A 26,777-nucleotide genomic window follows, 5' to 3' on the forward strand; every position below is an offset into this window, starting at 1 on the left:
GCGCATCATGCTTGGGTTCCCGCCTGCGCGGGAACGACGTTGTTTGGAGTGGCGGAATCGGGATGCAAACTCTTTAGCCCGCACCTTGTGCACGTCGTACCCGCGCAGGCGGGTACCCAAGTTTTGCGCGTACCTATAGCTAGTGCGCGTGCCCCTGCAAGGTGCAGTGGTGATGAATCGTCCCCTGTTCCACCTGCAGCGTGCAATGGTGGATCGCATACTTTTTGCGCAGCGTGTGCTCGATGGCGTCGAGCACCGCGTCGCCCGGATAGCCGCCCGGGATCACCAGGTGGGCAGTGAGCGCGGTCTCGGTCGTGCTCATGGCCCAGATATGCAGGTCATGCACTTCGGTCACGCCCGGCTGGCCGGCCAGGAAGGCTTGCACCTTGCCCGCATCGACGTTCGGCGGCACGGCGGCCATCGACAGCTGCACCGATTCGCGCAGCAGCGACCAGGTGCCGATCACGATCACCACCACGATCACCAGGCTCACGATCGGATCGATCCAGGTCCAGCCCGAATACATGATCGCCAGCCCTGAAATCACCACGCCCAGCGACAGCGCGGCGTCGGCCGCCATGTGCAGGTAGGCGCCGCGGATGTTCAGGTCGCCCTTGCTGCCGGCCAGGAACAACCAGGCCGAGAAGCCATTGACGACGACGCCAATGGCGGCCACGATCGATACCGTCGCGCCGGCCACCGGCGCCGGCTCGGCGATGCGTTGCACCGCTTCCCAGGCGATCGCGCCGCAGGCCACCATCAGGAGCAGGCCGTTGCCCAGCGCCGCCAGGATCGACGAGCCGCGCAGGCCATAGGTGTAGCGGCCCTTGGGCGCGCTCTTGGCCAGCAGGGCAGCGCCCCAGGCCAGCATCAGGCCCAGCACGTCGGACAGGTTGTGGCCGGCGTCGGCCATCAGCGCGGTGGAGTGGGCGATGAAACCATAGGTGAACTCGACGATGACGAAGGCCAGGTTCAGGCCGATCGCCAGGGCGAAGGCGCGGCCGTGGCCGTCGGGCGAGGGCATATGGTGATGATGATGGCCGAAGCCATGGGAATGGCCATGATCGTGACCGTGGTCATGGTCGTGCTTGTGCTGATGGTCGTGTGGGTGGCTCATGCGTCCATTCCGTTGGCGGGTTCGGCGATGTGCTCGAACATGGTGGAGAGCAGGCTGCTGATGTGGGCGTCAGCAGCCGAATAGAAAACTTGTTTGCCCTGGCGTTCGGCCTTGACGATGCGGGCCGCGCGCAGCAGGCGCAGGTGGTGGCTGACCAGGGAACTGGACAGCGACAGGCCGGCCGCGATATCGCCCACCGCCGTCGGCTGGGCCAGGCAGGCCAGCACGATGCGCAGCCGGGTCGGGTCGCCCAGCAGGTGGAACAGGTCGGCCAGCTGGCCGATCGCCTCCTCGGGCGGCGGGGCGATGGGCTGGGCGGGAGGATGTGCGATGGTCAAGTGTGGCTCTAACATATGAATAGATGTTCATATGTTAGGTGAAACAACCGCGCCGGGCAAGCGCGGTGTCGTTCAGCGTTGCTTCTTGTCCATCACCTGCCCGTCGTCGTCGCGCATCTCGGGCTGTCCCAGCCCAAGTTTCTGCAACTGCGGCAGGATCTTGCGCCGCTCGCCCACCGCCACCACGATCATCCGGTCCGGATCGAGATACGCCCGCGCGACTCTCTGCACGTCTTCCACGCCGACCTGCGCCAGCTCCCGCGCCAGACGGTCGTAGTAATCCGGCGCCAGCCCATAGACGAACAACTCGGTCAGGCTGGCGCCGATGTCGGCATTGGTCTCGAACTGGCCCGGCAGCGACAGCAGCTGGGCGTTGCGCGCCGCATCGAGTTCGGCCTGCGACAAGGGCTGCTCGCGCATGGCCGCGATCTCGCGCAGGATCTCGCGCACCGATGCGCCGGTGGCGTCCTGCTGCACGCTGGCCTCGACCGAGAATGGCGCGGGGGTGCGGTCGTAGTCGAAGTGCGAGTAGATGCCGTAGGTATAGCCCTTGGTCTCGCGCAGATTGTTATTCAGGCGGCTCGAGAACATGCCACCCAGCGCGCCGTTCATCACCTGCAGGGCAGGGAAGTCGGGCGTGTCGCGCGCGGGGCCCATAGAGGCCACCTGCAGCGCTGTCTGACCGGCGTCCGGCTGGTCGACAAGCACCAGGCGCGCCGGCGTGGGACGGGTCTCGGCCGGCTTCACCCCGGGCGCGTCGGCCGCCGGCCAGGCGCCGAACTGCGCCTCGGCCAGCGCTTCCAGTTCGGCGCGCGTGATGTCGCCGGTCACCACCAGCGCCGCATTGGACGGCACGTAGTGGCGCTGCCAGAAGCCGGCGATGTCCTCACGCGTGGTGGCGCGGATCGCCGGGGCCAATCCCAGCTGGCCATAAGCCTTTGGATGCGCGCTGCCAAACAGGGCGCCGGCCGCCGCCAGCGCCGCCACCGTTTCCGGATCGTCGCGCTGCTGCGTCAGGGAGCCCAGGCGGTCCTGCCGCTGGCGCTCGATCTCGGCCGCCGGGAACGACGGGTGCTGGACGATGTCGGCCACCACCTCGAGCGCGCGCGCGAAGGTCGCGCGCAGCGCCAGCAGCGATACGGTCGAGACGTCGTCGCTGCTGCCGGTGTCCATGAAGGCGCCCAATTGCGCGATCTCGTCGGCGATGTCCGGGGCGCTGCGGGTGGCCGTGCCTTCTTCGAGCATCTGGGCGGTGAAGCCGGCCAGGCCCGGCAAATTGTCCGGGTTCGCCGCGCCACCGCTCTTGACCACCAGCTGGCTCGACACCAGCGGCAGCGCCGGATTGTGGTGGTGGATCACGGTCAGGCCGTTGGCGAGCTTGAAAGTCTCGCCACGCGGCAGCGTGACCTTCGGCGTCGGGCCGGCCACCGGCGGCGTCGCGCGCCACGGTTCGGCCACATTGAGTGCGACCTGTGGGGCTGGCGCGGCCGGCGTCTTGACCGGCTTGGGCGCGCGCGGATCGTCGACCTTCGGCTTGCCGGGCACCCCGGTCACCACGGCGCGTGCCTCCGGCTTGAGCCAGGTCTGCACCGCGCGCTGCACGGCGGCGGCGTCGATGCGGCGCAGGCGCGCCAGGTCCTTGGCCAGGTAGCCCGGGTCGCCCGTGTACAGGTTGTAGTGGTTGAGTTGCTCGGCCAGGCCGTCGCCGCCGAGTTTTTCGAGCGACGCCAGCAGGGCCGTCTCCAGGCTGTTGCGGGCACGTTCGACTTCGCGCTCGCTCGGGCCGTCCTTGCGCAGCCGTTCCAGCTCGGCGTCGATCGCCGCTTCCAGTTCCTGCGGCGTGTGGCCGGCGCGCGCGGTGACGTCGACCACGAAGGTCGAACCCAAGGCCAGCGAGGTCTGGGTGCTCGATACGTCCTGCGCGATCTGGCGCTCGTACACCAGCGCCTTGTACAGGCGGCTCGACTTGCCGCCGCCGAGGATGGTGGCGGCCACCGCCAGCTCGGCGTCGCCCGGCTGGTAGGCGGCCGGCGTCAGCCAGCCCATGAACACGCGCGGCAGCTCGACCCGGTCGCGCACCACGACCCGGCGCTCGGCCGCGATCGGGGGCGTGACCACCTTTGGACGCACGACGTCCGGGCCGCGGCGCAGGCCGCCGAAGTAGCGCATCACCAGTTCGCGTGTCTTGCCCTTGTCGATGTCGCCGGCGATCACCAGGCTGGCGTTGTTGGGGCCATAGTAGTTGGTGAAGAATTCGCGCACGTCCTCCAGTCGCGCGCCCTGGATGTCGGCGTGCGAGCCGATGATCGAGGCCGCATACGGATGGCCCTTGGGGAACAGCGTTTGCAGCAACGCTTCCTCGACCAGGCCATACGGCTCGCCCTCGACGGTCTGGCGGCGTTCGTTGCGCACCACGTCCTGCTGGTTGGTCAAGGCCGGCTGGTCGAGCACGTCCAGCAAGAAGCCCATGCGGTCGGCATGCACCCACAGCGCCAGTTCGAGCTGGTTGCTGGGCACCGTGTCGTAGTAGCTGGTGCTGTCGAAGCCGGTGCCGCCATTGCTGTCGGTCGCGCCGGCGCCTTCGAGCAGGCGGTCGGCCTCGCCGCGCGGGATGTGGCGGGTGGCGGCGAACATCATGTGCTCGAACAGGTGGGCAAAGCCGGTCAGGCCGGGCGCCTCGTTGGCCGGGCCCACGTGGTACCACAGGTTGACGGCCACGATCGGCAGGCGCTTGTCCTCGACCAGGATGAGCTGCAGGCCGTTGGGCAGCACCGTCTTTTCAAAAGCGATCGACGGGATCGGCGCCGAGGCCGGCGCAGGAGGCTGGTCCTGGGCCTGGCCGGCCGCCGGCGCGGTAGCCGGAACGGCAGCAAGCATCAGCGGGACCATCAGGGTGGGAATGTTCAAATACTCTCCGTAATTCAATGACAATGCCCTTGCCGCGATCGAGCGGCGCACGCCTTGCCATTATCCCGGATACGGAGAAACTTGTGGCAAGGCGAAGCTTACTCGACGAAGCGCAGGATGCCGCGCAGCGCGTGGGCGATGGACTGCTCGCGCACCGCCTGGCGGTCGCCCTGGAACACCAGGCGTTCTGTATGGACATGATCGCCGCGCGCCCAGCCGAAGCACACGGTGCCGATCGGCTTGCCGGGCACGGCGCCGGTCGGGCCGGCGATGCCAGTGGTCGAGACGGCAATGTCGGCATTGCTGTTGGCCACGGCGCCCGCGGCCATGGCGGCGGCCACTTCTTCGCTGACCGCGCCGAACTGGGCGATCACGGCATCGGGCACGTCCAGCATCTCGTTCTTGGCGGTGTTCGAATAGGTCACGAAGCCGCAGTCGAACCAGTCGCCCGAGCCGGGGATGGCGGTGAGCGTGTAGGCGATGCCGCCGCCGGTGCAGGATTCGGCGGCGGCCAGCATCAGTTTTTTGGGGCCGAGGGCGTCGCTGACTTTCTGGGCAAGGTCAATGAGTTCGTTCGTCACGTGGGTCTCCTTTGGAAGCCGCCGGCCGGGCGAATGCCACGTCGGGAAACCGGTCGGACTTCCTTCATTCTAGCGCGCTGCGCGGGCGCGCGGTAAGCGAACGGCAAGTCGAAGTTTCAAAAATTGCTACCCAAACAGCAGTCGAACGTTTACAGTGCCAGCCGCATTCTCATCCTGCCTCGGCTTGATAAATGTTTCGTGCGACACACAGCACGGGCGTGCTGCTATGCTGAGATGACCGATTTCTCGTCTTTGTTAGAAATTTTACATGCCGCGCATGCTGTTCCATGAGCGGTCCGTGGAGGAAGCATGAGCCGCCAGCGCTCTATCCGCAAGAAGCTGGTGGCGGTGGTGATGACGACCACGTTCGTCGCGCTGCTGGTCTCGATCGCCATCGTGATCGCCTATGACCTGCGCAGTTACCACCGCGCCCTGGTGAACGACCTCTCGACCCAGGCCGAACTGGTTGGCCACATGACGTCCGCAGCCCTGAGCTTCGACGACCCGCGCCTGGCCAATGAGAACCTGGCGCTGCTGCGCACCAGTCCCCTGGTGCGGGCGGCCGCCATCTACGATGCCAAAGGCGCGCTGTTCGCCTCCTACGCCGCCGCCGGCGAACCCCGCAATATTCCCCAGCGCCTGGACGCGGCCGTGCAGTCCGAGGGCGCCACCGATTACCTGCTGGTGCGCCACCCCATCGTCGAGAATGGCGACACCGTGGGCACCGTCGTGCTGCGCGCCGAGAACCGCCTGCTGGCGCGCACCATCGACTATCTCGCGATCGCGGCCGGCGTGACCCTGCTGGCGATGGCGATCGCCTATCTGCTGATGTGGCGCCTGGGACGCGTGATCACGGCGCCGATCGTGGCTGTCACCGAGATCGCGCGCGAGGTGGTGGCCACGCGCGACTATTCGCGCCGCGCGCCGCGCATTGGCGACGACGAGGCGGCCGAGCTGGCCGACTCCTTCAACGCCATGCTGACCGAGATCGAAGGCCGCACCCGCGAACTCGAGGATTCGCACAGCACCACCCTGCGCGAAGCCCGGCAGCGCACGCGCGCGCAGCAGGAAGTGATGCGCCTGAACGAGCAGCTCGAGCAGCGCGTCGACGAGCGCACCCTGCAGCTGGCGCTGGCCAACGCCGAACTGGCCAACGCCAATGAGGAAGCCAAGAGCGCCAACCAGGCCAAGTCGGCCTTCCTGTCCTCGATGAGCCACGAGCTGCGCACGCCGCTCAACGCGATCCTCGGCTTCGCCCAGATCCTGACGTCCGACACGCTGCCCTCGACCCTGGAACAGAAGAAGGAATTCGCGAACCACATCCTCAAGTCGGGCCGCCACCTGCTCACGCTGATCAACGAGATCCTCGACCTGGCCAAGGTCGAATCGGGCACCATCACCCTGTCGATGGAACCGGTGGCCCTGACCGATATCCTGCTCGAAGTACGCACCATGATCGAGCCGATCGCCGCCACCCGCAAGGTGCGGGCCCTGTTCCCGGACGCGTCGGAGGCGGTGGTGATGGCCGACCGCACGCGCCTGAAACAGGTGCTGCTCAACCTGTTGTCGAACGCCGTCAAGTACAACCGCGAAGAGGGCGCGGTGGTGGTCAGCTGCGAACATCCGACCCCCGACCGCCTGCGCCTGTCGGTGCAGGACACCGGCAACGGCCTGAACCCGGAGCAGCTGGCCAACCTGTTCCAGCCCTTCAACCGCCTGGGCCAGGAAGCCGGGGCGCAGGAGGGCACCGGCATCGGCCTGGTGGTGACCAAGCGCCTGGTGGAACTGATGGGCGGCGAGATCGGCGTCACCAGCAGCCCGGGCGTGGGCAGCGTGTTCTGGATCGAGCTGGCCAGCACCACGCCGCTGGCGTCGGCGCTGCCCGAGCGCGGCCCCGAGGCCGCGAGCGCGCCGAGCGACTTGCCCGACGAGGGCGAGCCGCACCTGGTGCTGTACGTCGAGGACAACCCGGCCAACCTGCGGCTGGTGGAAGAAATCGTCGCCTTCCGGCGCGACCTGCGCCTGCTGTCGGCCCCCGACGGCCAACTCGGCCTGGAGCTGGCCAGGGCGCACCTCCCTGAAGCCATCCTGATGGACCTGAACCTGCCGGGAATGAGCGGCTACGAGGTGCTGCGCCAGTTGCGCGCCGATCCCGAGACCACCTGGATTCCGGTCATCGCGCTGACCGCCAACGCCATGCCGCGCGATATCGAGCGCGGCATGGCGGCGGGCTTCCACCGCTATCTGACCAAGCCGATCGACATCGATAAATTCACTGAAGCGATCAATAGTACGCTGGCGCAGCAGCCCAGGACGGGCGGGCCAGGCGAAAGGAAGGCTAGATGATTTCCCTGTCCGACATCCGGCGCGCGCGCATCCTCGTCGTCGACGACGAGCCGGTGAACGTGCAGCTGCTCGAATACCTCCTCAAGACCACCGGCTACGAGAACGTCAGTTCCACCCACGACCCGCGCCAGGTGGTGGCGCTGCACCTCAAGCACCGCTTCGACCTGATCATCCTCGACCTGCACATGCCGGGCATGAACGGCTTCGAGGTGATGGAAGCCCTGAAGCCGCTGGAGAGCGATTCGTGGCTGCCGGTGCTGGTGGTGACGGCCGAGCCGGACAAGAAACTGGCGGCGCTCGAGGCGGGCGCACGCGACTTCATCGGCAAGCCGATCGACACGGTCGAGGTGATGACCCGCATCCGCAACCTGCTCGAGGTGCGCCTGCTGCACCGCGAGTCGCTCGACTACGGCAGCCAGCTGGAGCGCCAGGTGCGCGAGCGCACCGCCGAACTGGCGCGCTTTCGCGGCGCGATGGACGCCACCCAGGACGCCCTGTTCCTGATCGACACCGCCAGCATGGCGATGGTCGACGTGTCGGAAGGCGCCTGCCGCATGCTGGGCTTTTCGCGCGACGCGCTGCTGCGTATCGACCCGGTGGCGCTGGGCCTGGCCACGCGCACCCAGCTCGAGCGCCTGCTGGGCGGCGGCGCCGCGCACGATGGCGAGTCCGAGTCCGAGGCCGACATCGTCGAGACCGATCTGCTGCGCGCCGGCGGCGAAGGCTCGGTGGCGGTCGAGATCAGCTGGAAGCTGCAGGAACAGGACGTCGAGCACGCCGCGCAGCGCATGCTGATCGCGGTGGCGCGCGACATCAGCGAGCGCCTGCAGGCCCAGGAAAACCTGCGCCACGCGGCCAGCTACGATGCCCTGACCGGCCTGCCGAACCGCACCCTGTTCTTCGAAAACCTGCGCGACACCATCGAGCTGGCCCAGGACAAGAACTGGCGCGTGGCGGTGCTGTGCATCACGCTCGACCGCTTCAAGGTGATCAACGACACGCTCGGCACGCGCGGCGGCGACGAGCTGCTGCGCCAGTTCAGCACGCGCCTGGTGCGTTGCGCGAAGGTGCGCGATTCGGTGGGACGCCTTGGCGGCGACGAGTTTGCGCTGATCCTGACCATGCCGCGCGAGCAGCAGGACGCGGTGAACATGGCCAACGACGTGCGCGAATCCCTGCGCATGCCGTTCGACCTGCACGGCCAGCAGGCCGCGCTGACGGCCAGCATCGGCATCGCCATGTACCCGGACGATACGGTGGAGCCGGGCGCGCTGGTCAAGTATGCCGACACCGCCATGGTGCGCGCCAAGGAGGCCGGCCGCGACGGCTACCGCTTCTTCACCGCAGGCATGAACGTGCAGGTGCTGGCGCGCCTGGACCTCGAACTGGCCCTGCGCGGCGCGCTTGAAGACGCCCAGTTCGTGCTGCACTACCAGCCCAAGATGGAGCTCAACACCGGCCGCATCGCCGGCGCCGAGGCGCTGCTGCGCTGGCACCGTCCCGGCTACGGCCTGGTGTATCCGGCCGAATTCGTGCCGATCATGGAGGAGACGGGCCTGGTGGTGCGGGTCGGCGACTGGATCATCGACGAGGCCTGCCGCCAGATCGCGGCCTGGAATGCGGACGGGGTGCGCGACGTGCGGGTGGCGGTGAACGTGTCGAGCCGCCAGTTCGTGGAAGGCGACCTGGAAGGCGTGATCAAGGAAGCGTTGGCGCGCCACGACGTCGAACCGGGGCTGCTGGAACTGGAGCTGACCGAGAGCGCGCTGATGCAGAACGCCGAGCGCACCACCGAGGTGCTCACGCGCCTGAAGGCGCTCGGGATCCGGATCGCGATCGACGATTTCGGCACCGGCTACTCGAGCCTGGCCTACCTGAAGCGCTTCCCGATCGACAAGCTCAAGATCGACATCGCCTTCGTGCGCGACATCGTCAACAACCCGGACGACGCCGCCATCGCGCTGGCCATCATCAGCATGGCGCACAGCCTGCACATGCAGGTGATCGCCGAGGGCGTCGAGACGCGCGCCCAGATGGCCTACCTGCGGCGCAACCGCTGCGACCAGATCCAGGGTTTTTATTTTTCGCGCGCGCTGCCGGCCGACCAGCTGGCCGAGATGGTGGTGTCCAACCGCGCCAAGCCCGACGAGAAACAGACCGCCGACGACAAGGTGCAGACCCTGCTCATCGTCGACGACGACCCGAACGTCCTGAGCGCGCTGCACCGCCTGTTCCGGCGCGACGGCTACCGCGTGCTGACCGCGTCCTCGCCGGCCGAGGGCTTCGAATTGCTGGCGCTGTACCGGGTGCACGTGATCCTGTGCGACCAGCGCATGCCGGTGATGAGCGGGACCGAGTTCCTCAGCAAGGTCAAGGAGATGTACCCCGAGACCATCCGCATCATCCTGTCGGGCTATACCGGGGTGGACTCGGTGCTCGACTCGATCAACCGCGGCGCAATCTACCGCTTCTACACCAAGCCATGGGACGACCAGCAGCTGCGCGACAATGTCCGCCTCGCGTTCCGGCATTACTGGATGACGTACGGGCCTTACGACGACCGCAAGACGCCGCGCGAGGAAGACCAGCAGGGCGAGGCGGCCTAGGGAAGCACTGATTTATTCATGGCGGGGAATCGGCCACGAGAAAATGCACCCTGCAGCGTTGCAAATCCTCGCGATACCACGGGGTATCGCTGCGGTTTGTGCGCGGCCGGCGAGGCCTTGCCGGGCACATTTTTCGTGACCGATTCTCTCCCGCCAGAATAAATCAGGGCTTCCCTAGGAAGCAGCATCTGCTTGCCCCAATAATAACAAGCTCATACACTGATGCCAGCGCGGTTATCAGCTGGTTAAAGCCTGGATTATCCTCATGGAACTCGATCAGTCCACGTTGGCAGCGGTGGTGGGTATCAAATCGATCGTTGGCAGCATCATTTTCTACGTCATCCACGTCTCGGTACCGCGCATTTCCGGCATTCGGCTATGGGCTGCCGCCTCTTTCTCGGTCGGTCTTGCCAGCCTTTTCGATGCCCTGGATATCAGCGCCAATCCGCAACTGTCCGCTTTCGTTTTTTCCATGCTCCTGGTAAGCGGGCAAGTCCTTTTTCTATTCGGGACTGCCCAGTTCGTAGGTCGACCTTTCAAGCGATCCACATTATTCCTGTTTCTTTCACTGGTTGCCGTCCTGACGGCGACGTGGACGCTCGTTTTCCCTGACAGGCCTTCAAGATTGCTGGCCCTGACGCCGATTTATGTCGGGGCGAATGGCTGGATGGCATGGCTTCTGTGGAAGCACAGTCGGCCACACGCGCGATTGGCATACGGTATAGCCGCTGCGATCATGGCGATCCAGGCTGTAGCGGCATCGATGCACCCGTTCCTGGAGTTCGGCGCCGGAACGTCCCTCCCGTCGGCGCCATGGGGCATCCCGGTTCTGGTCGTCATCTGGGTCAATGCGGCACTGACCATCGCCGTCGGAAGCTGGGTGCTCTTCTTGCTCATCATCCTCCAGCTGGTGGATGAACTGAAGGCCGTGGCCGAAAGGGAGGAGCGCGAGCGCATCGCGCGCGATCTTCATGACACCGTGCTGCAGACGTTCCAGGGCTTCGTGATGAAAGCATGCGCGATGCTGCCTGAATCCGAATCCGCATTAGGGAACTCCCTGAATCGTTGCATGCGCGACGCCAACAATGCCATCCAGGAGGGGCGCGACAAGATCGCCAGCTTGCGTGCCGGTTCGAGTCATGCTCCACCCTTGCACGAGTATCTGCGTATGGCCGGAGAACAAACGGCCCTGCCTGGCCAGCAGTTCATGCTGCGCTGTGAAGGGAAGGCGCGGACGCTTCATCCGGTCGTACAGCAGCAACTATGCGCCATTGGAAGGGAAGCCATCTGCAATGCTTTTCTTCATGCGCATGCAAGACAGCATGAGGTGATCGTCGAGTACGGATCGAAAGCGCTGGTGCTGACGGTGCGAGACGACGGACGCGGTATTGGCGCTGGCGATCGGGACAAGCCCGGTCATTGGGGCCTGAGCGGCATCGAAGAGCGCGCAAGGCTCATCCAGGCCGACGCCGTCCTGGATTCCGCGCCGGGCACCGGCACGGTCTGGCGGATCGATGTCAAGGCGGCCCTGGCGTATGCCGATGTTCGGCCGCGCCCGAAGTCCTCGATCTGTACGGCATCGTCAGTGGAATAGCTCACGCCCCGCTGAAGTGGTCCCAGCCCGTCAATCCCAGGTCGAGCGGCGCGCCGTGCGCATCGACCAGGCGCAGGCCGGGGCCGGCGTCGATCGCGCCCACACGGGTGACCGGCGTGGCGGCCAGCGCCGCCGCCTCCAGCACCGCCGCGCGTTGTGACACCGGCGCCGTGAAGCACAATTCGTAATCGTCGCCGCCGGCCGCCGTGAAGCGGCGCCGCAGTGCGAGGTCTTGCCGCGCCAGCGCCGGGCCGGCCGGCAGCGCGTCGACGTCGAGCGTGGCGCCGACGCTTGACGCCGCCAGGATGTGCCCCAGGTCGCCGACCAGGCCATCCGAGATGTCGAGCGCGGCGTGGGCAATCGGCGCCGCCGCCAGCGCCAGGCCGAGGGCCACGCGCGGCGTGGGCATGTGCAGCCGTGGCGCCGCCTGCGCATGCGCCTCCGGGGAGAGTTCGACCTCTTTCCAATAGCCGGCCAGCGCCAGGCGCGCATCGCCCAGCGTGCCCGAGATCCAGATGTCGTCGCCCGGTCTTGCCGCGGCGCGTCGCAGCGCATGGCCGGGGGCGGTTTCGCCGAACACGGTGATGCAGATATTCAGCGGCCCCCTGGTGGTGTCGCCGCCGATCAGTTCGCAGCCATGCTCGTCGGCCAGCGCGAACAGGCCGCGCGAGAAACCCTCGAGCCATGCTTCATCGGCCCGCGGCAGCGACAGCGCCAGCGTAAAGGCGACGGGGCGGGCCCCCATCGCGGCCAGGTCCGACAGGTTCACGGCCAGCGCCTTGTGGCCCAGCATGAAGGGATCGGCGCCGGCGAAGAAATGGCGGTCTTCGACCAGCATGTCGGACGAGATCGCGATCTGGCGGCCAGGCGCCGGGGCGAGCAGGGCGCAGTCGTCGCCGATGCCCAGCGCGACGTCATGGCGGCCGGGGCGTTGGCGCTTGAAATAACGCTTGATGAGGTCGAATTCGGAAAGCATGGCGGCGATTGTACCGTTACGCGATGGTCTACCAGGAATTGCTGCAACCGCACATAAGTGTGGTGAAAATACGTAGCCATTGACAACATCCTGTCTGATAAAATCAAAGACCCCGATTTGCTTCAGGAAGGCTGCCCAGCATGGATTCGTCATCTGACAAAAAAGAAGAATTACGTCAGCAACTGCGTCAAGCAGCGCTCGAGTATCACCAGTTTCCCCGTCCCGGCAAGATCAGCGTGGCGCCTACCAAGGGCCTGCTGAACCAGCGCGACCTGGCCCTGGCGTATTCCCCGGGCGTGGCCGCGCCTTGCGAGGAAATCGTCAAGGATCCCGCCAACGCCTACAAGTACACCGCGCGCGGCAACCTGGTTGCCGTGATCTCCAACGGCACCGCCGTGCTGGGACTGGGCAATATCGGTCCGCTGGCGTCGAAGCCGGTCATGGAAGGCAAGGGCGTGCTGTTCAAGAAGTTCGCCGCGATCGACGTGTTCGACATCGAGATCAACGAGACCGATCCCGATAAACTGGTCGACATCATCGCCTCGCTCGAGCCGACCTTTGGCGGCGTGAACCTGGAAGACATCAAGGCGCCCGAGTGCTTCTACATCGAGCGCAAGCTGCGCGAGCGCATGAAGATCCCGGTCTTCCACGACGACCAGCACGGCACCGCGATCATCGTCGGCGCCGCCATCCTGAACGGCCTGAAGGTCGTCAACAAGAACATCAAGGAATGCAAGCTGGTGGTCTCGGGCGCCGGCGCGGCCGCGCTGGCCTGCCTCGACCTGATCGTCGACCTGGGCTTTCCGATCGAGAACATCTTCGTGACCGACCTGGCCGGCGTGGTCTATAAAGGTCGCGTCGAACTGATGGACCCGGACAAGGAACGCTTCGCGCAAGACACGCCGCACCGTTCGCTGCTTGATGTCATCCCTGGCGCCGACATCTTCCTGGGCCTGTCCGCTGGCGGCGTGCTCAAGCAGGACATGGTCGCGAAGATGGCCCCGAGCCCGCTGATCCTGGCGCTGGCCAACCCGAATCCGGAAATCCTGCCGGAAGACGCGAAGGCGGTGCGCGGCGACGCCATCATCGCCACCGGCCGTTCGGACTACCCGAACCAGGTCAACAATGTCCTGTGCTTCCCGTATATGTTCCGCGGCGCCCTGGACTGCGGCGCGACCACCATCACGCGCGAAATGGAAATCGCGGTGGTGCACGCGATCGCCGACCTGGCCCATGCCGAGCAGTCGGACATCGTGGCCTCGGCCTACGGCATCTCGAACTTGTCCTTCGGTCCGGAATACCTGATCCCGATGCCGTTCGATCCGCGCCTCTTGACCCATATCGCGCCGGCCGTGGCCAAGGCCGCGATGGATGGCGGCGTCGCCACCCGTCCGATCGAGGACCTGGAAGCCTACGCCGAAACGCTGCAGCAGTTCGTGTACCGCAGCGGCACCTTCATGAAGCCGCTGTTCACGGTCGCCAAGAGCGCGCCGCCGGAGATGAAGCGCATCGTCTACGCCGAAGGCGAGGACGAACGCGTGCTGCGCGCGGTGCAGGTGGTGGTCGACGAGAAGCTGGCGCGCCCGATCCTGGTCGGCCGTCCGGCGGTGCTGGAGCAGCGCATCGAGAAATTCGGCCTGCGCCTCAAGCTGGGCGTGCACTTCGACGTCATCAACCCCGACTTCGACGAGCGCTACCGCGACTACTGGCAGAGCTACCACCAGATGGTGATGCGCAAGGGCGTGACGCAAGACCTGGCCAAGCTGGCCATGCGCCGCCGCCACACCCTGATCGGCGCCATGATGATCCACAAGGGAGAAGCCGACGGCATGATCTGCGGCACCTATGGCACCACCCAGATGCACCTGGAATTCATCGACCAGGTGCTGGGCAAGCGCGCCGGCGCCAACGTCTATGCGGCGATGAACTTCATCATCACGCCGGAACGCCAGCTGGCCATGGTCGACACCCACGTCAACGAGAATCCGAACGCCGAGCAGCTGGCCGAGATCACGATCATGGCGGCCGAGGAGATGGAACGCTTCGGCATCTGCCCGCGCGCGGCCCTGCTGTCGCACTCGAACTTCGGCAGCGCCAATACGGAATCGGCGCAGAAGATGCGCGCCGCCCTGGCCCTGGTGCAGCAGAAGAAGCCGGAGCTTGAAGTCGACGGCGAGATGCACGGCGACGCCGCGCTCGACGCCAAGAACCGCGCCAAGATCATGCCGGAATCGACCCTGAAGGGCGACGCCAACCTGCTGGTGCTGCCGAACATCGATGCCGCCAATATCTCGTACAACCTGCTCAAGACGGCGGCCGGCAACGGCATCGCGATCGGCCCGGTCCTGCTCGGCTGCGCGCGTCCGGTCCACATCCTGACCCCGTCGGCAACGGTGCGCCGGATCGTCAACATGACGGCGCTGGCCGTGGTGGACGCTGTTTCCCAGCGGTAATCATCTAGCCGGTTTTTACTTGACGCCTGCCTCGCGCGCCTTGCGCCGGGGCAGGCGTTTTGTTTGGAACCTGTCTCCAGCTGTCGCTGTTTGTCGCCCTGCAAAGACACTGGTAACAAACCGTAAGCGACCGTCGCTGCGCGTCATTTTCGGGTCATAATGTTCAGATAAGTGTTGATTTAATTGCACTCATTTCTGATGCGCAATTAGGCAAAACGACCTCCTCTGTTACAATCCAAGCTTCGCCGGGCTCGTCAGGTAATACGTGGCGCCCGCAAGACCACTTCATATCCATCCAAGAACATGCAAAACAAACGAGCCCTCATCACCGGTATCACCGGCCAGGATGGCGCCTATTTGGCGCAGTTGCTCCTGGAAAAAGGCTATCACGTCACCGGCACCTACCGTCGTTCGAGCTCGGTCAATTTCTGGCGCATCGATGAACTTGGCATCACCTCGCATCCGAACCTGTCGCTGGTCGAATACGACCTGACCGACCTGGCGTCGAGCCTGCGCCTGATCGAATCGGCGCAGCCGAGCGAGGTGTACAACCTGGCGGCGCAGAGCTTCGTCGGCGTGTCCTTCGACCAGCCGGTGACCACCGCCTCGATTACCGGCCTGGGGGCCGTCAACCTGCTGGAAGCCATCCGCATCGTCAATCCGAAGATCCGTTTCTACCAGGCGTCGACCTCGGAAATGTTCGGCAAGGTGCAGGCCATCCCGCAAAAAGAAGATACGCCGTTCTACCCGCGCAGCCCGTATGGCGTGGCCAAGCTGTACGCGCACTGGATGACCATCAATTACCGCGAGTCCTACGACATCTTCGGTTCCTCGGGCATCCTGTTCAACCACGAGTCGCCGCTGCGCGGCCGTGAGTTCGTGACCCGCAAGATCACCGATTCGGTGGCCAAGATCGTGCAGGGCAAGCTGGAACTGCTGGAGCTGGGCAATATGGACGCCAAGCGCGACTGGGGCTTTGCCAAGGAATATGTCGAAGGCATGTGGCGCATGCTGCAGGCCGACAAGCCGGACACCTATGTGCTGGCGACCAACCGCACCGAGACCGTGCGCGACTTCGTCACCATGGCCTTCAAGGCTGCCAACGTCACGCTGGACTGGAGCGGTTCGGGCGAGCAGGAAGTGGCCCACTGCAACCAGAGCGGCAAGCAGCTGGTGGGCGTCTCGCCCAAGTTCTACCGTCCGGCCGAAGTCGAGCTCTTGATCGGCGACCCCGAGAAAGCCAGGCGCGAGCTGGGCTGGGAGCCGAAGACCACGCTCGAAGAGCTGTGCCAGATGATGGTCGACGCCGACCTGCGTCGCAACGAACAGGGCTTCTCGTTCTGATATGACGCGCCTGGCCACGGATGACGTTTCCGCTCTCGCGCAGCGCGCGACCGAGCGCGAAGGGGAGGGCCGCCGCGCCCTGATCACGGGCCTGCGCGGCTTCACCGGCCATTACCTGGCGCAAGAACTCACGGCCGCGGGTTACCGGGTGTTCGGCACCGTGATGCCGGGCGAGGAAACCGGGCCCGATCTGTTTGCGGTCGACCTGTGCGACCGCGATGCGGTGGCCGCCATGGTCGCCGAGGCCAAGCCCGACGTCGTGGCCCACCTGGCCGGCATCGCCTTCGTGGGCCATGCCAACGTCGAGGCGATCTACCGCGTCAATGTGGTGGGCACGCGCAACCTGCTGGAAGCACTGGCGGCCGGCGAGCATCGTCCCACCAGCGTGCTGCTGGCCTCGTCGGCGAATATCTACGGCAATGCCAATGTGCCGGTGATCGACGAAAGCGTGCCGCCGGCGCCCGCCAACGACTACGCGGTCAGCAAGCTGGCGATGGAATACATGGCGCGCCTGTGGATGGATAAATTGCCGATCACGATCGTGCGTCCATTCAATTACACCGGCGTGGGCCAGGCCGAGAATTTCCTGCTGCCCAAGATCGTCAATCACTTCCGCCGCAACGAACAACGCATCGAATTGGGCAATCTCGCCATCGCGCGCGATTTTTCCGACGTGCGCATGGTCGCGCGCAGCTATCGCCGCCTGCTGGCGGCGGCGCCCGCCGGCGAAGCCTTCAATGTCTGTTCGGGCACGCCGCACTCGCTCTCGAATGTCATCGAGACCATGGGCGATATCGCCGGCTACCGTATCGACGTGCAGGTCAATCCCGCCTTCGTGCGCGCCAACGACGTGCTTCAACTGACTGGCAGCAATCGCAAGCTGGCCGCCGTGATTGGCGACCTGGCGCCGACCCCGCTGCACGAGACGCTGGACTGGATGTACCGGGCGTGAAACCGGCAGTCATCAAGGTCGGTCTGGGCACGACCATGGTCGAGCCCGGTTTGACCGGTGGCCGGCTGGACGGCATCGGCGTGTACACCCGGGCCCTGATGCAGCACCTGCCCGCAACGCTCTGCGAGGTGGCGCCGTTTTCCTGGCCCCGCCTGCGCCAGGGCGATGCGGGTATCTCCATCGGCCAGGCATTCCCTCAATCTTTTGAGTCAGCGACCTTGATCGACCTGGTGACGCCGGGCGCGCACCGTGTCCACATGCCGGCCGATATCTTCCACGTGACCGACTACCGCGTGGTGCGCATGGATTGCCCGGTGGTGGCCAGCCTGCACGATGCGCTGCCGATCAAGCACCCGGAATGGTGCAACCCGCGCCTGCGCACGCTCAAGAACTGGCTGCAAGCCCGTGCGGCGCGCAAGGCCGACCACGTGATCGCGCTGTCGCACTTCGCCATCGACGAACTGGTCGAATGCTTCGGCGTCGACCAGCGGCGCATCTCGGTGGTGCCCTGCGGCGTCGACGAGGAATGGCTCACAGCACCCGCACCGCAGGCGGTCAAGGCGACCCTGGACGCCTATGGCCTGCAGCCTGGCTATTTCTTTTTTGTTGGAACCCTGCAACCGCGCAAGAACGTCGAGCGCCTGCTGGAAGCGTATCTGACGCTGTCAGCGCCCTTGCGCGCCGAACGTGGCCTGGTGATCGTCGGCGCGCCCGGCGCGCGCAGCGAAGCCCTGGTGGCGTCGATCAGGGCGGCGCAGGCGGCGGGCGAGAACGTGGTCTGGCTGGATCGCTTGACCGACTATGGGCAATTGCGTGACCTGTATGCCGGCGCCGGCGTGTTCGTCTTTCCCTCCTTGTACGAGGGCTATGGCATTCCGGTACTGGAAGCCTTCGCCTCGAACGTGCCGGTGGTGGCCTCGAACACGACCTCGCTGCCTGAAGTGGCGGGCGACGCGGCGCTGCTGGTCGACCCGCTGTCGAGCGGCGCCATCGCCGACGCCATGCGCATCCTGGCCACGGACGGTGTTGCGCGCACGCGCTGTATCGCCGCCGGACGCGCCCGCGCCGAACAACTGACATGGCAAAACACCGCACGCCTGACGGCGGAAGTGTACCGTGCCGTCCTTTCGCAGTAAGCTGAGCTGATTATGCGTGTCCTTCATTTCTACAAGACCTACCACCCGGATTCCGTGGGCGGGGTCGAACAGGTGATCCGCCAGATGTGCGTGGGCACCGGCCGCCTCGGCGTGAGCAATACGGTGCTGTCGCTGTCGCGACACGACAACCTGGTGCCGTTCGAATTCGAAGGCCATATGGTCCACCGCGTGCCGCTCAATGCCGAGATCGCGTCCAACGCCATCTCGGTGCAGTCGATCGGCGCGCTGGCGCGCCTGGCGAAGCAGGCCGACGTGGTGCACTACCACTTCCCCTGGCCCTTCATGGACCTGGCCCATTTCATGGCCCGGGTCGACAAGCCGACGGTGGTCACCTACCACTCCGACATCGTGCGCCAGCGCCACCTGCTGCGCCTGTACCAGCCGCTCAAGCACCGTTTCCTCAAGAGCGTCGACGCGATCGTCGCCACCTCGCCCAACTACCTCGGTTCGTCGACCGTGCTGGCGCGTTACAAGCAAAAAACCTCGGTCATTCCCTTCGGCCTGGACCGCGGCACCTATCCGCAGCCCGAGCCCGACCGCCTGGCGCACTGGCGCGAGCGCGTGGGTCCCAAGTTCTTCCTGTTCGTGGGCGTGCTGCGCTACTACAAGGGCCTGCACATCCTGCTCGAAGCGGCGCAAGGGCTCGACTATCCGATCGTGATCGTCGGCGCCGGGCCGATCGAGCAGGAGCTCAAGGAACAGGCCGCGCGCCTGGGCCTGTCCAACGTGATGTTCGTCGGCGCGATCGACGAACCGGACAAGGCGGCGCTGCTGACCCTGTGCTATGCGGTGTCTTTCCCCTCGCACCTGCGGTCGGAAGCCTTCGGCATCTCGCTGCTCGAGGGCGCGATGTACGGCAAGCCGATGATCTCGAGCGAGATCGGCACCGGCACCACCTATATCAACATCGACGGGGACACCGGCCTGGTAGTGCCGCCGTCCGACGCGCAGGCGCTGCGCGCGGCAATGCGCACCCTGTGGGACAACCCGGACATGGCGCGCGCCATGGGCCACCGCGCCGAGGCGCGTTTCGAAGAATTGTTTACGTCAGAGAAGATGGCGGCCAATTACACGGCGCTGTACCACGAGCTGGTGGCAAGGCGTTCGCCCAGGGAAGTCGATACGGCGGTTGAACAGCCTAAATCGCAGTTCATTCGTTAACACCCGTCCGTCGTTCCTGCCTCTGCGGGAACCAGCACCAGCACGTCGTTCCTGCCACTGGCAGCAACGACTTCCCGCGGAGGCGGGAACCCAAGTTTGCGTGCTTCGCGGCTACGTTTGCCGCTGCCACTGTGTGACGAGACTTGGGTTCCCGCCTGCGCGGGAACGACGTGTTAAGGCTAACGAAGATGATTTGTTACGCCGTCTCGGCCCAGCGCAGCCTGATCTCGCGGATCGCCGGCATCTGGTCGGCGAACAAATCCACCAGCAGCGGGTCGAAGTGGCGGCCCTTTTGCTCGCGGAGAAAAATCACCGCCTCTTCCTCGGTCCAGGCCTTCTTGTACGGCCGCACCGAGGTCAATGCGTCGAACACGTCGGCGATCGCCACGATCCTGCCCACCAGGGGAATGTCTTCCCCGGCCAGGCCGTTCGGATAGCCGCTGCCATCGTATTTCTCGTGGTGGGTCAGCGCGATCTGGCGCGCCAGCGACAGCATGCCGCCATCGTGCTCGCCGATGATCTCGGCGCCGATCGTCACGTGGCCCTGCATGATCTTCCATTCCTCGGGGTCGAGCGGCCCGGGTTTCTGCAGGATGCGGTCCGGGATGCCGATCTTGCCCACGTCGTGCATCGGCGCCGCGTGCAGCAGGTCGTCGGCCTCGATCTCCGTCATGCCGGCGGCGATGCCGAGGATGCGCGAGAAGTGGCTCATGCGGATCACGTGCAGGCCGGTCTCGTTGTCCTTGTACTCGGCCGCCAGGCCCAGGCGCTGCACGATCTCGAGGCGGCTGGCGCGCAGTTCTTCCATCCGCACCAGCGACAGGTGGGTGCGCACGCGCGCCCGCACCACCGGCGGGCTGACCGGCTTGGTGATGTAGTCGACCGCGCCGGCCTCGAAACCTTCGACCTCGTCGGCGGTCTCGGTCAGGGCGGTCACGAAGATCACCGGCACCGAGGCGGTGGCCGGATGCGCCTTGAGGGCGGCGCACACCTCGTAGCCCGACATCCCGGGCATCATCACGTCCAGCAGCACCAGGTCGGGCTGCTCCTGGCGCGCCAGTTCGAGCGCGCGCGCGCCGTCCTTGGCGAACAGCAGGCGATAGTGGTCCTGCAGGATCTGGCGCAGCAGCTGCAGGTTGCTGGCTTCGTCGTCGACCGCGAGGATCAGCGGGCGGGTGTTCGGTTGGCTCATGCTGGGGATTCGTCGGAAATTTCGTCAAGTGCCCCATCACCCAGCAGGCCGATGACGGCCTCCAGGTGCCCGAGGGCGAGGTCGAAGTCGAAGTCGGCAATCGCCGACTGGACCTGGGTGACGCGGGTGGCGGCCGGATGCGCCGCCAGCGCCGCGGCCAGGCTGGCCATGGCGCCGTCGTTCAGGGCGCCGCGGCGCAGCGCCTCGAGCAGCACGCCGCCGGCGCGCCGCGCGCGCGCCAGGTCGACCGTGCTGCCTTGCGCCACCGGCGCCGGCGCCGTCGCCACGGCGCGCAGCGCCTCGAGGGCGGCGTCCAGCGCATTGTTCGCCACCACCACGGTGTTGGCGACCCGGCGCGCATCGGTCGGCACCGCATCGGTGGCCTGCTCCAGGGCGGCCAGGGCGTCGGCCAGCAGCTCGAGGCCGACGTTGGCGGCCGCGCCGCGCACCTTGTGCGCCAGCATGCGCAGCTGCTGGTGTTCGCCGCCAGCCGCATGCAGGCGCAGCGCCTGGCCCAGGTTGGCGTACTGGCGGGCGAAGTGCTCGAGCGCCTCGGCATAGGCGTCCTCGCGGTTGCTCCAGCGGTGCAGGCCGGCGCGCTGGTTCAGCACTTCGCGCGGCGCATTGGCCGCACCAGGCGCATCCGGCGTGCTGCCGGGCAGGCCGAGCACGCGCGCGATCTCGTGCGACAGCGCGAACCAGTCCACCGGCTTGCTGGCGAAACCGTCCATGCCGGCATCGACGCTGGCAGTACGGTGTTCCTGCAGCACGCTGGCGGTCATCGCGATCACCGGCAAACGCGGGCGGCCCTCTTGTGCTTCACTGGCCCGAATTGCGCGGGTGGCGGCCAGGCCGTCCATGGTCGGCATCTGGAAGTCCATCAGCACCAGGTCGAACCCGCCGCCGACGGCCAGTTCGACCACGGCGGCGCCGTCGCGGACGGCGGTCATGGTGTGGCCCCGGCGGCTCATCAGGAGCTGCATCAGTTCCAGGTTCTGCGGCACGTCGTCGGCCACCAGCACGCGCAGCGGCGGCAGCACGGCGGCGCTGCGCACGCGCGGCGCCTGCTGCGCAAAGCGCGCCAGCACCAGCGGCACCCGCACATGGAAGGTGGTGCCGCATCCGAGCTCGCTCTCGGCCCAGATCCGGCCGCCCATCAGCTCGACCAGCTGCTTGCTGATCGTGGTGCCCAGGCCGGTGCCGCCGAAGCGGCGCGTCATCGAGGCGTCGGCCTGGGTGAACGGATCGAAGATGGCGGTCAGGCGCTCGGGCGCGATGCCGATCCCGGTGTCGATCACGGCGATGCACAACTGGTCGCCTTGGGCGCCGACCTTGAGCGTCACGCTGCCCTTGGCGGTGAACTTGATCGCATTGTCGAGCAGGTTGGTCAGCACCTGGCGCATGCGCAGCTCGTCGCCGCGCAGGCCCGTCGGCAGCGCCGGATCGTACTGGATGTCCAGGTGCAGGCCCTTGGCGCGCGCGTTCGCAGCCAGGGTCGAGGACAGTTCGTCGATCAGCGACAGCAGGTTGTAGTCGTTCTGCTCCAGCTCCACCGCGCCTTTTTCGAGCTTGGCAGTGTCGAGGATCTCGTTGAGCAGGCGCAGCAGGGCGCGGCCGGCGCTGCGGATGGTGTCCAGGTGGCGCCGCTGCTCCACGTCCAGGTCGCCGTCCAGCAGCACGTCGGTGAAGCCCAGGATCGAATTCATCGGGGTGCGGATCTCGTGGCTCATATTGGCCACGAAGGTCGCGCGCGCGGCGGCGGCCTGCTCGGCGGTTTCCTTGGCGGCGCGCAGCGCTTCTTCCATCTGGCGGCGCTCGGTGATGTCGAGGATGACGCCGTCCAGCCACTGCACGTCGCCGGCCTCGTTGCGCACGCCGGTGCCGTTTTCCCACAGCCAGCGCACGCCGCCATCGGCATGCAGCAGGCGGTATTCCACCAGGTAGGGCCGGCCTTCGCGCAGCGCGGCGCCGGTCTCCCTGGCGACCCGGACGCGGTCTTCGGCATGGATCATGGCGCCAAACACGCGCCGCGGCGGCTCGCCCAGGAAGTCGGCGGCCGGGTAGCCGGTGACGCGCTCGACTGCTTCGCTGACGAAGACCATCGGCCAGTCGCCATCGAGCTTGCTGCGGTAGGAAATGCCGGGAATATTGCCGATCAGGGAACGGAACTGCTGTTCGCTGTCGCGCAGCGCCCCTTCCATGGCGCGTCGCTCGCTGATGTCGGTGACGAAGCAGACGAACAGGTCCTGTCCATCGAGCAGCGCGTGGCCGAGCGCCCCGCGCACCGGCACCAGGCTGCCGTCCTTGCGCAGCCCGAAGGTCTCGGTGCTGGTGTTGACGCCTTCCAGGCTGCCCTTGCGCAGCACGTGCAGCAGGCCGCGTTCGGCGCTGCGGTCACGCTCATTGAGCAGCAGGGCGATATTGCGCCCGACGATCTCGTCGCGCCGCCAGCCGAAGATGCGCTCGGCCGATGCGTTGAATTCGGCGATGGTGCCGTCGCGCCCGACCGTGATCACGCCGTCGACGGTGGTGGTGAGCAGCGCGCGCATCCAGGCTTCGCTGCGCTCCAGGCCGAGGTATATCTCGCGATAGCGCAGCAGGCCGTTGACGGCCACCACGCCCAGCGACAGCGCCACCGTGATGACGGTGATCGACAGCGCCAGGAAGTCGCTGTTCGAACCGTTCAGGCCCATCGGATCGACTTCGCCGGCGAAGCGCGCGGCCGCCATGCCGGTGTAGTGCATGCCGGCGATGGCGCAGCCCATCACCACCGCCGCAATCAGCAGGCGGCGCGATTCGTTCAGCAGGCGGCAGCGCGACAGGCCATGGCGCATGCCCAGCGCCAGGGTGGCCAGCACCACCGCGACCACGATCGACAGCGCGAACATGGCCGGATCGTAATAGAGGTCGAGGCGCATCCGCATGCCGGCCATGCCGGCATAGTGCATGGCGCCGATGCCGGCCCCGACCAGCACCCCACCCACCAGCAGGTGCGCCAGGCGCAGCTGGGGACGCGAAATCAGGTTCAGCGCGACCCAGGATGCGCCGATGCTGGGAAGGGCCGACAGCAGCGTGATGCCATGGTCGTAATGGACCGGCGTGCACAGGTTGAAGGCGAGCATGCCGATGAAGTGCATCGACCACACGCCGGCGCCCAGCGCCAGGCTGCCGGTGCCGAGCACGATGGCGCGGTGGGCGGGGTTGGCGCTGGCGCGGCCCGTGATCTGCAGGCCCATCCAGGAAGAAAAGATCGCCACCAGCAGCGACAGCACGACCAGGCGTGGCTCATAGACCCCATAGGTCAGCATGGATGGATCGGCGGGTGCGTTAAATAGTTGCAACATGAATTCGCGGGTAGTCAGGATAGGGAAACTCTATCCAAAGGGCATGACCGCGAAGTATGGCATCTTCCCGTGTGGAAATGTAGTGATTACTGGATTTACTGGATTTTTAGCGATGTAATGTAGCTTCCAAGCGACCATTTTGGCGCGGGCGTGGTTGAGCAACCACGCGCGCTTGCAGACTGGACCGGGCTACGCCGATCGGGGTGTGGCGTCGGAGGGGGATGGCGGCAGCGTCGCCTCGAAGCTTTGTGGCGGCAGTCCCTGGCACCAGCGGCGCCAGATCAGGCGCAGCGCGTGCTCGATGCCGTCGGCGACCCGGGTCCTGGAGTCCGATGTGGGCAGCGCATAGCGTTCGCGCAGCGTGGCGCGCACCGCCGCCAGCGCAGGCAGGTCGGTGCAGATGGCCAAGCCCTTGGCGACGAAATCGTCGACGCCGTGCGCGACGAAATGGTGCAACCCCCAATGCTCGAGGATGCAGGCGGTTTGCCGTCCGCTCACGGTGCCTGCATCCAGGGTCAGGGTCGGCACGCCCATCCAGCCGGCGTGCATGGTCGTGGTGCCGCCCGTGTAGGGGAAGGTGTCGAGGCACAGGTCGACCTGCCCGTGCAGCGCCAGGTAGTCGTGCATCGCGATGCGGCCATGGAAATCGACGCGGTGCGCGGCGATGCCTTCCTGGTCCAGCCAGGCGCGCAGCTGTGCAAGGTCGTCCTGCTCGGGCATCCCGGCCACCAGCAGCCGCGCATCGGGCAGGGCGCGCAGCAGCGTCCCCCAAGCCTGGATCACTTCGCGGTTGAACTTGCTGAGACGGTTGAAGCTGCCGAACGTGACATGGCCGTTGGCCAGGGCGGGCAGCGGGCCGACGTCGGGCGCGCTCGTGACCGGGTGGAAGGGTATCGACATTGGCAACTGCAGCAGTTTCTCCGAGAACAGGTGGTCATACTGTCCGTGCGGCAGGAATTTGCGGTCGGCCAGGTAGTAATCCATGGCCGCCAGGCCGGTGGTGCCGGGATAACCCAGCCAGGATGCCTGTACGGGCGCCAGCCGGCGCGCGAAGGCGGGCAGCCGGTTGAAGGAAGTGTGGCCGGACAGATCGATCAGGATGTCGATGCCGTCGGCGCGCACCAGCCGCGCCAGCGCATCGTCGTCGAGTTCGGTGATGTCGCGCCAATGCGGCAGGTGGCCGCGCAGGCGCGCGGTGACCGAGTCATTCAGGCTATGGTTGTAGTAGGCATGCAGCGCCAGTCCGGGACGCTGTCCCAGGCGCTCGAATACCGGCTCGATGAAGGCGGCGACCGCATGGTTGCGCAGGTCGCCCGACACGAAGCCGATGCGCAGGCGCCGCTCCGGCTCGGGCGTGTTGTCCCAGTGGAGCGACGGCGCGGTGTTGCGTTCGACCAGCTCGCCATAGTGCAGGTGCTCGCGGAACAGCGCGTCCGGCGTGAGCCCGGGTATTTCGTTCATGCAAAACAACATATTGCTGCGGGCGCCGATATTCTCCGGGCGTCGCTTCAGCAATGTGCGATAGGCAGCCACCGCTTCGGCCGCCCGGCCCTGGGCCTGCAAGATCAGCGCGAGTGTGATGGTGGAATTCTCATGCTGCGGATCGAGCGCCAGCGCCGCGGTGGCGGTGGCATACCCTTCGGACAGGTTCCCTTGCTCAGACAGGGTGATGGCCAGCTGGTTAAGGGTATCCACATTCCCGGGCTGCCGCGCGATCACGCGCCGCAGCACGTTCTCGGCCTCGTCCAGCCGGTTGGCGCGCATCAGCAGCGTGCCCAGGTTGTTGAGCGTTTCGAGATCGTCGTCGTCGAACCTGGCGGACATCGCCATCGCATGCAGGGCGCCCTGCGCCTCGCCCCGCCGGTGATAAATGCCGCCCAATAATTTCCAGCCGAATGGGTGCTGGGGGAAGCGCTCGACCAGCGCGCGCGCGACCTCGTACGCTTCTTCGCTGCGTCCCTCGGCGAACAGCGCTGCGGCGGCGTCGATCTCGGCGCTGTCGGGCGCGCCCGAGCTTGCCAGCTGCCGTTCGATGTCGTCGATGACCGGTCCTTGCAGGCCGTGGGTCCGGCCGAGCTGGAGCAATTGCGCGGCGGCGGAAAACTGGCGCGCCGCGATCAGGGCGTCGAGATAGGCCAGCCAGTGGGCCTCCTGGTCGGGGTCGGCTTCCAGGGCGGCGGCGAAATGGGGCATCGCGACCTCGGCATCCCCGGCGCGGATGGCCAGCACGGCCACGGCGTGGTGGGCGCCGGCGTGGCCGGGTTGGAGATCGAGCACCGCCCCGTACAGGGCGAGCGCCTGGTCGACGTTGCCCGCCTCGGTTTCGTGGTGTGCGGCCTGCATGGCCTGGTCGACGATCTGGCGGACGTCAGCGCTGGGTGGGAGCGTGCTCATGCCGATACATTAGGGTAAGACGCGGGCGAGGGTCAAGGAGGCTGTATCTCGTGCCATAGGCCGGGCTGGACAACAAAAAACCCGCTGGTCCGGTGAGGGATGCGGGTTTCTAACTTGCTGGGCTGGTGCCTCCGGCCGGAATCGAACCGGCACGCCTTACGGCGCTTGATTTTGAGTCAAGTGCGTCTACCAATTCCGCCACAGAGGCCCAATAGCAGGGGCGCATCTTAGCACATGGCGCGCACAACTGACCAGTGTGCGCAAGAAATTGGCACAACCCGGCATGCGGCTGCCCTTGGGCAAGCCCCCAACCCG

The 26,777-nt window shown here is 66.3% G+C and carries 16 protein-coding genes and 1 tRNA gene; 8 read left to right on the forward strand and 9 right to left on the reverse strand.

Annotated elements, in window-relative coordinates:
• Nucleotides 1-139: 139 nt before the first annotated feature.
• From SOM61_RS10220 to SOM61_RS10235, 4 genes are all read right to left on the reverse strand, one after another.
• Entirely contained in the window at nucleotides 140-1,117 is a 978-nt protein-coding gene (locus tag SOM61_RS10220; RefSeq protein WP_320473982.1) for a cation diffusion facilitator family transporter, read from the reverse strand.
• Nucleotides 1,114-1,470, reverse strand: coding sequence for an ArsR/SmtB family transcription factor (locus SOM61_RS10225; RefSeq protein WP_320473983.1), 357 nt, complete (start codon nucleotides 1,468-1,470; stop codon nucleotides 1,114-1,116). Before SOM61_RS10225 ends, SOM61_RS10220 begins: the two co-directional genes overlap by 4 nt.
• Nucleotides 1,471-1,527: 57 nt before the next feature.
• On the reverse strand, nucleotides 1,528-4,362 hold the full coding sequence (locus SOM61_RS10230) for a M16 family metallopeptidase (protein WP_320473984.1): 2,835 nt from the start codon (nucleotides 4,360-4,362) through the stop codon (nucleotides 1,528-1,530).
• 98 nt (nucleotides 4,363-4,460) lie between these two features.
• Complete coding sequence (locus SOM61_RS10235) at nucleotides 4,461-4,943, reverse strand: CinA family protein (RefSeq protein ID WP_320473985.1); 483 nt, start codon at nucleotides 4,941-4,943, stop codon at nucleotides 4,461-4,463.
• Nucleotides 4,944-5,252: 309 nt separating this feature from the next.
• Between SOM61_RS10235 and SOM61_RS10240 the strand changes: the two genes are divergently transcribed.
• The 3 genes from SOM61_RS10240 (at nucleotide 5,253) to SOM61_RS10250 (ending at nucleotide 11,489) form a co-directional block, all read left to right on the forward strand.
• A complete protein-coding gene (locus tag SOM61_RS10240; protein ID WP_320473986.1) occupies nucleotides 5,253-7,289 on the forward strand; it encodes a sensor histidine kinase, YfiR-like protein-associated in 2,037 nt (678 codons plus the stop codon).
• Entirely contained in the window at nucleotides 7,286-9,895 is a 2,610-nt protein-coding gene (locus SOM61_RS10245) for an EAL domain-containing protein (protein ID WP_320473987.1), read from the forward strand. The genes SOM61_RS10240 and SOM61_RS10245 overlap by 4 nt, the downstream gene beginning before the upstream one ends.
• Before the next feature lie 265 nt (nucleotides 9,896-10,160).
• Complete coding sequence (locus SOM61_RS10250; protein WP_320473988.1) at nucleotides 10,161-11,489, forward strand: sensor histidine kinase; 1,329 nt, start codon at nucleotides 10,161-10,163, stop codon at nucleotides 11,487-11,489.
• A gap of 1 nt (nucleotide 11,490) precedes the next feature.
• Here SOM61_RS10250 and thiL read toward each other — a convergent pair whose 3' ends face one another.
• The gene (thiL, locus tag SOM61_RS10255) at nucleotides 11,491-12,465 is read right to left on the reverse strand and encodes a thiamine-phosphate kinase (RefSeq protein ID WP_320473989.1); all 975 of its coding nucleotides are present in this window, start codon (nucleotides 12,463-12,465) and stop codon (nucleotides 11,491-11,493) included.
• 140 nt (nucleotides 12,466-12,605) lie between these two features.
• Here thiL and SOM61_RS10260 point away from each other — a divergent pair, with 140 nt between their 5' ends.
• The 5 genes from SOM61_RS10260 to SOM61_RS10280 all read left to right on the forward strand — a co-directional run bounded on the left by SOM61_RS10260 (nucleotide 12,606) and on the right by SOM61_RS10280 (nucleotide 19,532).
• Nucleotides 12,606-14,918, forward strand: a complete 2,313-nt coding sequence (locus SOM61_RS10260) for an NADP-dependent malic enzyme (protein WP_320473990.1) — start codon at nucleotides 12,606-12,608, stop codon at nucleotides 14,916-14,918.
• 303 nt (nucleotides 14,919-15,221) lie between these two features.
• A complete protein-coding gene (gmd, locus tag SOM61_RS10265; RefSeq protein WP_320473991.1) occupies nucleotides 15,222-16,262 on the forward strand; it encodes a GDP-mannose 4,6-dehydratase in 1,041 nt (346 codons plus the stop codon).
• A gap of 1 nt (nucleotide 16,263) precedes the next feature.
• Nucleotides 16,264-17,214: a GDP-mannose 4,6-dehydratase gene (locus SOM61_RS10270; RefSeq protein WP_320473992.1), complete on the forward strand. Its 951-nt coding sequence runs from the start codon at nucleotides 16,264-16,266 to the stop codon at nucleotides 17,212-17,214.
• A complete protein-coding gene (locus tag SOM61_RS10275; protein WP_320473993.1) occupies nucleotides 17,211-18,350 on the forward strand; it encodes a glycosyltransferase family 4 protein in 1,140 nt (379 codons plus the stop codon). The genes SOM61_RS10270 and SOM61_RS10275 overlap by 4 nt, the downstream gene beginning before the upstream one ends.
• A 12-nt stretch (nucleotides 18,351-18,362) precedes the next feature.
• Complete coding sequence (locus tag SOM61_RS10280) at nucleotides 18,363-19,532, forward strand: glycosyltransferase family 4 protein (protein WP_320473994.1); 1,170 nt, start codon at nucleotides 18,363-18,365, stop codon at nucleotides 19,530-19,532.
• Between the two features lie 196 nt (nucleotides 19,533-19,728).
• On the opposite strand, the gene SOM61_RS10285 is transcribed toward SOM61_RS10280, so the two are convergent.
• From SOM61_RS10285 to SOM61_RS10300, 4 genes are all read right to left on the reverse strand, one after another.
• Nucleotides 19,729-20,724, reverse strand: a complete 996-nt coding sequence (locus SOM61_RS10285) for a response regulator (RefSeq protein ID WP_320473995.1) — start codon at nucleotides 20,722-20,724, stop codon at nucleotides 19,729-19,731.
• Nucleotides 20,721-24,068, reverse strand: a complete 3,348-nt coding sequence (locus SOM61_RS10290) for an MHYT domain-containing protein (RefSeq protein ID WP_320473996.1) — start codon at nucleotides 24,066-24,068, stop codon at nucleotides 20,721-20,723. The genes SOM61_RS10285 and SOM61_RS10290 overlap by 4 nt, the downstream gene beginning before the upstream one ends.
• Nucleotides 24,069-24,257: 189 nt before the next feature.
• Complete coding sequence (locus SOM61_RS10295) at nucleotides 24,258-26,462, reverse strand: O-linked N-acetylglucosamine transferase, SPINDLY family protein (RefSeq protein ID WP_320473997.1); 2,205 nt, start codon at nucleotides 26,460-26,462, stop codon at nucleotides 24,258-24,260.
• A 123-nt stretch (nucleotides 26,463-26,585) separates the two neighbouring features.
• Nucleotides 26,586-26,670, reverse strand: a tRNA-Leu gene (locus SOM61_RS10300).
• Nucleotides 26,671-26,777 lie beyond the last annotated feature (107 nt).

The organism is Massilia sp. CFBP9012, from assembly GCF_034045115.1.
Lineage (GTDB): Bacteria > Pseudomonadota > Gammaproteobacteria > Burkholderiales > Burkholderiaceae_D > Telluria.